Origin of the sequence: Akkermansia sp. KLE1798 (assembly GCF_001580195.1) — a bacterium.
In the GTDB taxonomy this organism is placed as follows: Bacteria; Verrucomicrobiota; Verrucomicrobiia; order Verrucomicrobiales; family Akkermansiaceae; genus Akkermansia; species Akkermansia biwaensis.
On record NZ_KQ971090.1, the window covers coordinates 151,361 to 161,128 of the forward strand.

The window sequence follows — 9,768 nt, forward strand, 5'->3', positions numbered from 1 at the left end:
AAGGGCAGGGGATGATGTCTGGCTTGACGCAGGAGCATCCTTCAGGCAAGGATAGGGCCATGCAAACCGACATATTCGAGGTGGATCCCCTGTCAGACAACCGCAAGCTGTATGTCCGCGCGGCTGAAGCGCTGGCGGCGGGTGCTCTGGTGGGGATTCCCACGGAAACCGTTTACGGCCTGGGGGCGGATGCCCTGAATCCCGATGCGGTGGCTAAAATTTTTGAAGTCAAGGGGCGCCCTTCTTTCGACCCGCTCATCATTCATGTGCATCATGGGAAAGAAATTGAGAAATACACGAACATTCCCGAAGAGCTTCGGGAACTGGTGCACACCCTGGCATCCAAATTCTGGCCGGGGCCTTTGACCATGGTTTTGCCGAAGGCTGACATCATTCCGGACATCGTCACCAGCGGACTGCCTACGGTAGCCGTGCGGGTAAGCGCCCATCCGGCGATGCGCGGAGTGGCCAAGGCTTTGGGAAGGCCCGTAGCGGCGCCCAGCGCCAACAGGTTCGGCCACATCAGCCCTACTTCCGCCTCCGCGGTGGAAAAGGAGCTGGGCGGCAACATTGAAATGATCCTGGATGCCGGGGCCTGTTCCGAAGGGCTGGAAAGCACCATCGTGCGGCCTATGGTGGACGACAAGGGAAAGCCTGCCCTGGAATTGCTCCGTGAAGGCCCTGTCACCAGGGAACAGTTCAGGAACATGGTGAAGGTCATCCGCCGCAAGCCCTCTTCCTGTCCCCTGTCGGAAGCCGCCCCTGCGGATGCCCCCGGCCAGCTCGCCAGTCATTACGCGCCGCGCAAGCCCATGATTTTGCTGGAGCCCGGCATGGAGTTCACGCCTGTGGAGGGCGTGCGCTACGGATTGCTTTCCTACGAAGGCACGTCCGATCTGGCCCAGGAGGGAAACTGGGCGGAGGTGGTGGCCATGAGCCCCGGCAGCGGCCGTCTGGCGGAAGCCGCCGTACGCCTGTTTGCCCTCATGAGGCAGATGGATGAAAACGGGGCCATTGACGTCATTGTGGCGGAACCCGTTCCGGAAGCGGGGCTGGGCCGCGCCATCATGGACCGCCTGCGCCGGGCTTCCGCCGCCAGGGAATAATCTGTTCAAGCCTTCTGCAAAACGGTAAACAACCTGACGACTTCTTTTTGATTCCATGTCTTTCACGCTGTTTGAAAAAATCTGTGCCGGGGAAATTCCTGCGGACATTGTCTATCAGGACGACCAGTGCGTCTGCTTCCGGGACATCGGTCCCCAGGCTCCCACGCATCTGCTGCTCGTTCCCCGCAAGCCCATTCCGCGCCTGTCCCTGGCCGATGAAGGGGATGCCGCCCTCTTGGGCCACATGATGCTGGCCGCAGGCAAAATTGCCCGCAGCCTGGGTATTGATGAATCCGGCTTTCGTCTCGTTATCAATAACGGCCCCGATGCCGGGGAGGCCGTCCCGCATCTGCACATGCACATCCTAGCCGGGAGGAAGCTGGAATGGCCTCCCGGCTAGGCCGCAGCGGCTTTCCGTTATTCCGGCTGCCGGCGCGCGTGTCATTCCTGCTTCTGCGGATGCGGGTGCCGCCCTGTCTGCTTGTCAGGCGCGGAATCAGCCTGTAAGATGCATTTATGAAAAGATTGCTGGTAGAGCTTGAGAATTTGCCGGAAGCGGGGAAAAAATACAGCGGGGAGCTGGATTCGGAAATCTTCGGCATAGATGATGAAGAAGTCACGTCCATCGGGCCGCTTGCCTTTGACTTGCAGGTTCAGAGGTTTGAAAATGAACTGTTCGTGAGAGGAAAAATTTCCGCTCCCTTCAAATTCCGCTGTGTCCGCTGCCTGGGCCGCTTTGACTACGTGGTGGAAGTGGAGGATTTTGCGTCTTCTTTTGAAATTGACAATCAAACGGTTGTAGATGTATCTGATGCCATGAGGGAAGAAATCGTGCTGGACTTTCCCGCATACCCGAAATGTGCGGACGGCGGCATGGAAAACGACTGTATGGCGAAAACTCCGTATTTTGGAGTGGACAAACAGGGGCAAACGGGTGTAAACAGTCCTGCCCCGATTGAAAACAGCGGCGTGTGGGACGCCCTCAATGAACTGGGGGACCAGCATTAATCACCTTTTTACCAACTAAAATTATGGCAGCACCAAAGCGCAGAACGTCCAAGATGAAGCAGCGTACCCGCCTTGCCGCCCAGGCATGGCGTGCTCCGAAGCTTCGCAAATGCCAGAATTGCGGCAGCAGCATCCCCGGTCATACCGCTTGCCCGAGTTGCGGCACCTACACGACCCGTTCCGGCAAGGAAATCGTGGTGAAGGCGGAAGCCTGAGCCTGCGATCCTGAACAACTTTGAAAAATTTTCCGCCGTACCGCGGCGTAATAATTTTGAACCCTCGGCCGCTTTTGCTTCGCAAAGCGGCTGAACTTGCTTGAAGCGGAGTGTTTTTCTGCTAACATATTTCTTCAACAAATACGTATGAAGATTGCACTGGATGTGATGGGCGGCGACAATGCGCCCGATATTAACATGGACGGGGCGAAACGGGCCCTGCAGGACTTCCCCCTCATTGAAAAAATCTATCTCGTAGGCAGGGAGGATGTGGTGCGTAATTCCTGCGACCGCTGGGGCTTGTCCGGCCCGCGTGTGGAGATCGTGCCCGCGGCGGAAGTAGTGGAAATGAATGAATCCGGTCTGATGGCCGTCCGGCAGAAGAAAAACTCTTCCATGTCCGTCTCCGTGGATCTTGTCAAATCAGGGGATGCGGACGCTGTTGTCAGCGCCGGCAACACGGGAGCGGCCGTAGCGGCCGCCACCATTAAGCTCCGCCTGCTCAACGGAGTGGAACGCGCCGGAATCGTGACGCAGCTTCCCAATGAATTCGGAGTCTGCAATGTGACGGACACCGGCGCCAACCCGGATGCCAAGCCCCGGCATCTGGTGGGATATGCCGTTATGGCCGGCATTCTGGCACGCACCGTTTATGGCAAGCCCGTGCCGAAAGTGGGTATCATGAGCAACGGGTCCGAGGACGAAAAAGGAACGGACTTCACCAAAGGCACTTTTGCATTGCTGAAGTATTTGGAGGAGCGCGGCGTGCTCCCCTTTGAATTTGTGGGCAATGTGGAAGGCCACGATCTCTTTGAGCACGAAATAGACGTAGTGCTGACGGACGGATTTACCGGCAATGTTCTGCTGAAAACCTGTGAAGCCACGGCCAAGGCATTTGGCAAATGGCTTAAAATGGAACTCCAGGCGAATCCCCTCCGGATGATGGGAGCGGCTTGTGCGTCCGGTGCGTTCCGGGCCATGAAGACGCGCCTTTCTGCGGATGCCGTAGGAGGCAGCCCCCTGCTGGGAGTGAAGGGCGTCACCATCATCGCGCACGGCAGTTCCTCCCCCGTAGCCATCCGCAATGCCTTGCGCGTTTCCATGGAAATGGTGCATACGGGTGTCAATCCCCTCATTGAAGAGGAGATGGCCAAACTGGGTACCATTCCGGAAATCTCGGAAGTGTACCCCAAATAATCAATCATGTTTCATCTTTTGAAAAAACACGCCGCGGCGGAAGAAGGCAAGGGACCGGAAAAGGTTGCCGGAGTTCAGCATACCCCGGGCGACCGCCTGGATTCCAATCCTGTGGTTTCCGTTGCCTTGTGCATCCTGGTTTTCATCATCCTGCAATGGATGGGCAGTTACAGCCCGCACTGGGGCAGGTCCGTATGGCATCATGTTTCCGAGGCCTTCCTGCTCTTCTCTGTGACGCTGGCGCTGATGCCGATGTACTGGCTCTGCGCCGGTTCCCAGCGCAAAAAGAACAAAACCTTTGTAGTTACCTGGGGCACTGTTCTGGTGCAATTGCTCTTCTTCAGCCTTATTCGCCACGTGACGGCGGACATCACGTCGGATATCGGCAACGAGCTTCTCTACCTGCCTTACATGATGGCTCCTCTGATCGTGACGGTGCTTCTGGGGCCGCTGTTGGGGATGTTCGCCACCATCTGCATCTGCATGCTCGGCGGCTTCTTCGTGCTTCCTGAGCAATACATGCCGGAAAAACAGGTCCAGTTCTGGATCTTGAGCTCCCTGTCCGGCATGCTCACGGTGCTTCTTACGCATAACCTCAGAAATCGTGCCCAATTGTTGCGGGCGGGATTCTTCGTGGGGCTGCTCATCATGGTGCTGAGCTGCATCATGGGAGTCGTCAATCTCCAGGCGTGGGACTCAGACCTGGTGGGAGTGCTGCTATGCGTAGCGGTATCCTTCGGCATCAGCATGCTCACCAGCGTACTGATCAGCGGGGTACTCCCCATCATAGAGGGCGTCTTCAAAATTATTACGCCCATCTCCTGGCTGGAAATGGCGGACATGAACCGCCCCCTCATGAAACGTCTGCAAATGGAGGCGCCGGGAACCTTCCACCATTGCCTCATGGTTGCCCAGCTTGCGGAGGCCGCGGCGGAGGCTATTGGCGCCAACCCCATCGAATGCCGGGTGGCTGCCTACTACCATGACATCGGCAAGGTGCAAAATCCCCTCTATTTCATTGAAAACATCATGGACGGCCCCAATCCCCATGATGAACTCACGCCCAGCATGAGCGCCCGCATCATCATTGACCATGTCAGCGACGGCGTGGAAATGGCCAGGGCCAACAACCTGCCGCGGCCTCTGGTGGATGCCATCGAACAGCACCACGGTACATCCCTGGCATACTTCTTCTACCGGAAAGCCCTTCAATACCGTGATGAAATCCTGAGCAGGGTGGAAAGCGGTCTCGCTTCCCCGGATGACGTTCCGGAAGTGGTGGAATCCAACTTCCGCTACAAGGGGCCGAATCCGCAGAGCAAGGAGACGGGCATCGTCAGCCTGGCGGACATTGTGGAAAGCGCTACGCGTTCCATGGGCAGGGTTTCCTGCGAGGAAATGCAGAAAAAGGTGGATGAACTGCTCAAGCAAAGAGTGGTGGACGGTCATTTGGATGACAGCGGACTTACCTTTGGAGACCTCAAGAAAATCCGGAACAGTTTTATTCAAACGCTGAAAAGCATCCATCACAACCGCATTGCGTATCCTTCCCCAGCCCACAGTCCGGAAGCAAAAATAGAAAAAAACGCGGAAGCGTCCGAGCTGGAAAATGGAGGGAAGCAGGAAGGAAAGGCGCAGGACGGCAAATCCTCTCCCGGCATCATGGAACTGCCGGATGACGCTTCCGGCGGGAAAAATGCAGGAAAACCGGAAGAAGAAAATCCGGAGGGAGAGGAAAAGGATGAAACCGCATCTTGAACTTTACAGCCATTTGGAGGAAGGGCGCATCCCGCCTGCCGTTATGGAGTCCCTGTCCTTGGCTCTGAATGATTGTTTGTCTGCCGTTCTGGCCCTTCCGGAAGGACCCGTGCCCGTCCTCTCCGGCCTGGAGGAAGTGGAAATAAGCATTGTGGATGATGACTCCATCCGGGATGTGCATGCCCGCTTTCTGGATGATCCCTCTGAAACGGACGTCATCACCTTCCCTCATGGCGACGGATTGGGGGAAATCGTCGTCAGCTATGATACCGCCATCCGCCAGGCGGTGGAATACAACGAACCCGTTTGCCGGGAACTTTTCCGGTACATGGTGCATGGCCTGCTGCATCTGCACGGCTATATTGACACGGAGCCGGAGGAAAGAGAGCGGATGTTCTCTCATCAGGAACCGCTGGTGGAAAAATTCGGGGGAGGACTTGCGGGCATGTCTTTTCCGGACAATGCCTGAAGGGCAGCCGGGACACCGTTTTTTACAGATACGGGCTTGCCAAGCAGAGAACATCTTTGCTACTCTCCTTCCACGCCATGCGTCCATAGCTCAGTTGGATAGAGCAACTGCCTTCTAAGCAGTGGGTCACAGGTTCGAATCCTGTTGGACGTGCCATTATAAACCTCGTAAGCTGCAAGCTTGCGGGGTTTGCCTTTTATGGAGCATGTCTGCGCTCTGTTTCCCTGAGGGAAAAGGCCTTTCAGCCGCCTGAAGATAATCTTCCGGAATGCTGGTAGAAGTTGGCACGGATGCGGGGCGGCTGTGCTCGTCCTGTAAAAGAGTATTGATGCACAGTTCCAGAATTTTATACATCCCGTATGTATTCAGGTCAATGCCGGGATGAAGCTTCTGGAATTTATGGATGATGAACATCTCCGCCTCGGAAAAATTGGCGGAAAACTCATGCAGGGGCATGGGATGCGGAACGTCTTCCTTCATCAGCTTCTCGATAAACAGGGACTGTGTTGCGGGAATGCTCCCGCTTGCGGAAAACCAAGTGTGCACGGTACGGACGGAAACGCGGCATTGTTCCGCCAGCCACTGCCGAGTTTTACCCTGTGCCTTGAGCCATTCCTTGACTTTGAGGCGTTCCGGATCGTCTCTATCCGGAGAAGACGATAAGCTCAAATCCAACTCAGACATCAATGCCGGAATAACCCGGGCAAGCGCTCTTTTGGTGTTATCGGATATTTTGCGTACGCTCATCTGGGCGTAAAATGTTTGGGGACGGATTCCTATTTCCCCGGCCAGTTGATAGGACTTGCGGTGTTGGCATTGAAGCCATTCCCTGACTGTGGTGCGTATTTCGTCGTCTGACATGAAATTACTGGGAATTTGGTAATTGTGCGCAGGATGGGCGGTGAATGTTCAGCTCTCTATTTTTCCTTTCCATATGATAGTGTTGGGTATCTGGACCGGCTTTCTACCTTTTGCACTTGATGTTGGAAAGTGCGTCCAAAGCTTCACTGGCCCATTCTGGTACGGTCAAACCATGTCTTTCCGCTTCCGATCTGAACTTTTCATATCGTTGTGGAGTTACCGGAACGTGGATACTGTTTGGATTCTTGATCTGCGCTGCGCGAGCGTGTTTGGCGTACTCTTCCTCCATGATTCTGGAAATGAGGCGTTGTCGTGCAGCAGGGATGGGTACGGTGGAGAGCCATTTGTCAACCTGACTTTTGCTTACGCCGCAAAGGTCGGCGAATTCATCCCTAGTCATTTTTGTGAGGGCCAGAAACTTCCTGATGCTGGACTTCATATCATCCATGCGCGCATTTTTCGCATTCAGAAAAATCTGGCAAGACCTTTCTAATGTGTTTTCTCTTTTGGAAAATAATATTGTCTTTGATTATCGCAAAAGGTAAATTTTTTTTCTTAAAACCAATGAAATTCAAAAAAATGTGGATGTTGGAGATTGATATTTTCTGCACTTGTGCAAAAAAGCTCATGCTTAGCATTTTCTTTCTTCTTCAATGGTCAGATGTCTTATGAATTTCCATGCATTGGAAGAAATGAACCTTGTTGTGCCATCCGCCGGGAATTCCTCTTCTATAGTCTTGACGCATCAGGCTCCAGGAGTATGGTTTTACTATGCTGAATTCCACTCTGCTTGTTTTGGGCTGTTCCGCTGTTTTTATGATGTCTGCGGGCATGCCTTCCATGGCCGCTTCTCCTGAAAAAAAAGAAAATCAAACTGCCGTCCCGGCGGAAGCATTGCCTGAAATGCCCCTGGATGGAATTCCGGAGGTATGGCTGCAGGGAGAGCCCGTGAAAAAATGGGAAAAAGACAAAGTGTATATCTTTGAATTTTGGGCTACCTGGTGCGGCCCCTGTCTTGCTGCGATGCCCCATATGGAACATCTGTACCAGGTACTCAAGGGAAATCCCAACATGCAGATCATCGGGGTAAACGTGATGGACCGCAAGTCTCCGGAAGCTCTGAAAGAATTTCTGAAAAACAGGCCGGCTCCCCTCAACTATACCATGGCGGTGGACGTGGATGGGAAGCGCACCAAGGCAAAATGGCTGGATCCGATGGAAGTGAATGGAATCCCGCACGCTTTTGCCATCAAGAACGGAAAACTTATCTGGCGGGGGCATCCGGCGAAGCTCTCGGAAGAACTGTTGACGTCCATGTTGAAGCCGGACTTCTCTGCGGCGTCTCTGCCGGTTGAAACGGAGGAGGCGAGAGACAAGGAAAATAAGATTTTCATGCAGACGATGCAGATGGTCAGCCAGCTTGCCCAGAAAAATGGCAGACAGGGGGTTGCACCCCTTTTGAAGCAAATTCAGGAATCGAATCAATTTCCGCAGGACAGGCTGATTTATTTGAAAACCATACCTTTCAATGTTCTGCTGCAACAGGGAAAATACGATGAAGCACAATCGGTGCTGAATGATCTGACAGAAGAATATCCGGATAATTACCGTGTGCAGATAAATGTAGCCGGAAGCCTGCTGGAAGCGGATACCATGCCGTTTGATAAACTGGATGCCGCTCTGGTGGAACGGTGCTTGCGCCGGTGCATTGAAATCTCGAAAAAAGGAAACAAGGAGGCGTCTCTTCCGTGGAGCATGATGGCGGAACTGCGGGAAAAGCAGGGCAAAGACAAGGAGGCGCTGGAGTATATGGAAAAAGCTATTACGCTTTCATCCCTGGGAAAAGCATGGGCAAAGCTGCAGGAACAGACCGGGGACAAGGAAACGCTCCAGTCCTTGCTGGATCGTGTGACGAAGGGAATCAAGCCGGAACCGCCCCGCAAGGCGCAGGAAATAAATCCCGTTCAGGAAGACTCTTTTTATACGCCTCTCTTGAAAAAGCAGACGTGGTTCAACCATCCCGGTATGGCGGGACTTCCCGCCGGGAAAACCGTTTTCATCGACTTTTGGCGGGCTTTCCCGAAGGATGGAAAGCTGGTAGGGGATCGTCCTGCCAATACACTAGATATTGTCTTGAAGAAATACGGATTGCTGGATCATCCCAATATCAAAGTGCTGGCATTGTCGGTGAGTCCTTTGAACAAGGAACAGGTAAAGGAATGCCTGAAACGTCCCGGCATGTGGTCTCCCTATCCGGTCGGGGTCCCTTCGGATGACTCTGTAAGGAATCTTTTTGATTCTCTTAAACTGCAATATTTCCCGTCTGCCGTGGCCATTCGTGATGGTGTGGTTGTATGGGCGGGAGAGATCAAGAGGATGCCTTCCTGGGTGGCTGATCTGGCACGCAGGGAAACGCTGGACAAAGACAAATTGAGTGAAGAGCTTGCCAAACGCCAGGCATACGACCAGGAGCTTGAGGGAGTATTAAAGAAATCCTTTGAACTCCGCAAACAGAAAAAATATGAGGATTACATCAAATTGATGGAAGAAAATGCAGAGCGTTTTTCTGACAGTTCCTCTTTTTCTTTCTCAGTAGCTAAAGTGCATGCTGAACAGGCTTTCCAGGAAAAGGACTACCGGAAAGCGGTTGATATTCTGGACAAGATGCTTTCGCGCTTTCCCCGGGAAGATACCCTGGCCTCCTACATGTTGAAAATCTATAGAAGTTCGGATGAAATGCGGGAAAACAGCTATGATGCCTCCCGGCGCGCCTTGCAAATCATGCGGGATGCCAATACTCGCGGTGATGGTGGCTACAATGCCGCTTGTTATCAAGTCATGATGGAAATGGCCATGGAGAAAAAAGACTATGTACAGGCAAAAGAGGATGCCCTGAAAGCATTCCACGAATTGCCGCTGGTCCACCAATATGCCGCCATAAAGAAAAAACAGAAGGAAGCTTAAGCCATCCGAAACATTCTGCCCCCTTTCCTTGTGAAAGGGGGCTTTTTTGTGAGAAAATACGATTTTTTAAAATGTCTATAATCAACGAGTTGTAAAATTGCATAAAAAATCTGTCGAAAAATAGCCAAATGATATTGACAAATGGCATGATTTTATTAGACTTCTCGGCACGCCAACACGGCGGCAGTAC

At 53.3% G+C, this 9,768-nt stretch carries 10 protein-coding genes and 1 tRNA gene; 9 read left to right on the plus strand and 2 right to left on the minus strand.

Going from position 1 to position 9,768, the window contains the following annotated elements; genetic code table 11:
• Window positions 1-59 precede the first annotated feature (59 nt).
• From HMPREF3039_RS10150 to HMPREF3039_RS10185, 8 genes are all read left to right on the plus strand, one after another.
• Window positions 60-1,106: an L-threonylcarbamoyladenylate synthase gene (locus HMPREF3039_RS10150; RefSeq protein ID WP_067571037.1), complete on the plus strand. Its 1,047-nt coding sequence runs from the start codon at window positions 60-62 to the stop codon at window positions 1,104-1,106.
• 55 nt (window positions 1,107-1,161) lie between these two features.
• Window positions 1,162-1,506 (plus strand): histidine triad nucleotide-binding protein, encoded by a 345-nt coding sequence (locus tag HMPREF3039_RS10155; protein WP_067570797.1) that lies wholly within the window; start codon window positions 1,162-1,164, stop codon window positions 1,504-1,506.
• A 116-nt stretch (window positions 1,507-1,622) separates the two neighbouring features.
• A complete protein-coding gene (locus HMPREF3039_RS10160) occupies window positions 1,623-2,114 on the plus strand; it encodes a YceD family protein (RefSeq protein WP_067570796.1) in 492 nt (163 codons plus the stop codon).
• 23 nt (window positions 2,115-2,137) lie between these two features.
• Entirely contained in the window at window positions 2,138-2,329 is a 192-nt protein-coding gene (gene rpmF, locus HMPREF3039_RS10165) for a 50S ribosomal protein L32 (RefSeq protein ID WP_067570795.1), read from the plus strand.
• 147 nt (window positions 2,330-2,476) lie between these two features.
• On the plus strand, window positions 2,477-3,526 hold the full coding sequence (gene plsX, locus HMPREF3039_RS10170; protein WP_067570793.1) for a phosphate acyltransferase PlsX: 1,050 nt from the start codon (window positions 2,477-2,479) through the stop codon (window positions 3,524-3,526).
• Between the two features lie 6 nt (window positions 3,527-3,532).
• The gene (locus HMPREF3039_RS10175; RefSeq protein ID WP_067570791.1) at window positions 3,533-5,284 is read left to right on the plus strand and encodes an HD family phosphohydrolase; all 1,752 of its coding nucleotides are present in this window, start codon (window positions 3,533-3,535) and stop codon (window positions 5,282-5,284) included.
• The gene (gene ybeY, locus HMPREF3039_RS10180; protein WP_067982043.1) at window positions 5,268-5,753 is read left to right on the plus strand and encodes an rRNA maturation RNase YbeY; all 486 of its coding nucleotides are present in this window, start codon (window positions 5,268-5,270) and stop codon (window positions 5,751-5,753) included. Before HMPREF3039_RS10175 ends, ybeY begins: the two co-directional genes overlap by 17 nt.
• 79 nt (window positions 5,754-5,832) lie before the next feature.
• Window positions 5,833-5,909, plus strand: a tRNA-Arg gene (locus HMPREF3039_RS10185).
• On the opposite strand, the gene HMPREF3039_RS10190 is transcribed toward HMPREF3039_RS10185, so the two are convergent.
• Both HMPREF3039_RS10190 and HMPREF3039_RS10195 read right to left on the minus strand, forming a co-directional pair.
• Entirely contained in the window at window positions 5,910-6,614 is a 705-nt protein-coding gene (locus HMPREF3039_RS10190; protein WP_067570788.1) for a hypothetical protein, read from the minus strand.
• A 103-nt stretch (window positions 6,615-6,717) separates the two neighbouring features.
• Window positions 6,718-7,062 carry a helix-turn-helix domain-containing protein gene (locus HMPREF3039_RS10195; RefSeq protein WP_067570783.1) on the minus strand — a complete coding sequence of 115 codons (345 nt, stop codon included), beginning with the start codon at window positions 7,060-7,062 and terminating at the stop codon, window positions 6,718-6,720.
• Window positions 7,063-7,517: 455 nt separating this feature from the next.
• Here HMPREF3039_RS10195 and HMPREF3039_RS10205 point away from each other — a divergent pair, with 455 nt between their 5' ends.
• On the plus strand, window positions 7,518-9,578 hold the full coding sequence (locus HMPREF3039_RS10205) for a thioredoxin-like domain-containing protein (RefSeq protein ID WP_167506742.1): 2,061 nt from the start codon (window positions 7,518-7,520) through the stop codon (window positions 9,576-9,578).
• The last annotated feature ends 190 nt before the right edge of the window (window positions 9,579-9,768 follow it).

Excerpts from the sequence above, each read along its gene's own strand:
- HMPREF3039_RS10150 (WP_067571037.1), top strand. The coding sequence starts at position 60 with ATGCAAACCGACATATTCGAGGTGGATCCCCTGTCAGACAACCGCAAG.
- HMPREF3039_RS10155 (WP_067570797.1), top strand. The coding sequence starts at position 1,162 with ATGTCTTTCACGCTGTTTGAAAAAATCTGTGCCGGGGAAATTCCTGCG.
- HMPREF3039_RS10160 (WP_067570796.1), top strand. The coding sequence starts at position 1,623 with ATGAAAAGATTGCTGGTAGAGCTTGAGAATTTGCCGGAAGCGGGGAAA.
- rpmF (WP_067570795.1), top strand. The coding sequence starts at position 2,138 with ATGGCAGCACCAAAGCGCAGAACGTCCAAGATGAAGCAGCGTACCCGC.
- plsX (WP_067570793.1), top strand. The coding sequence starts at position 2,477 with ATGAAGATTGCACTGGATGTGATGGGCGGCGACAATGCGCCCGATATT.
- HMPREF3039_RS10175 (WP_067570791.1), top strand. The coding sequence starts at position 3,533 with ATGTTTCATCTTTTGAAAAAACACGCCGCGGCGGAAGAAGGCAAGGGA.
- ybeY (WP_067982043.1), top strand. The coding sequence starts at position 5,268 with ATGAAACCGCATCTTGAACTTTACAGCCATTTGGAGGAAGGGCGCATC.
- HMPREF3039_RS10190 (WP_067570788.1), bottom strand. The coding sequence starts at position 6,614 with ATGTCAGACGACGAAATACGCACCACAGTCAGGGAATGGCTTCAATGC.
- HMPREF3039_RS10195 (WP_067570783.1), bottom strand. The coding sequence starts at position 7,062 with ATGGATGATATGAAGTCCAGCATCAGGAAGTTTCTGGCCCTCACAAAA.
- HMPREF3039_RS10205 (WP_167506742.1), top strand. The coding sequence starts at position 7,518 with ATGCCCCTGGATGGAATTCCGGAGGTATGGCTGCAGGGAGAGCCCGTG.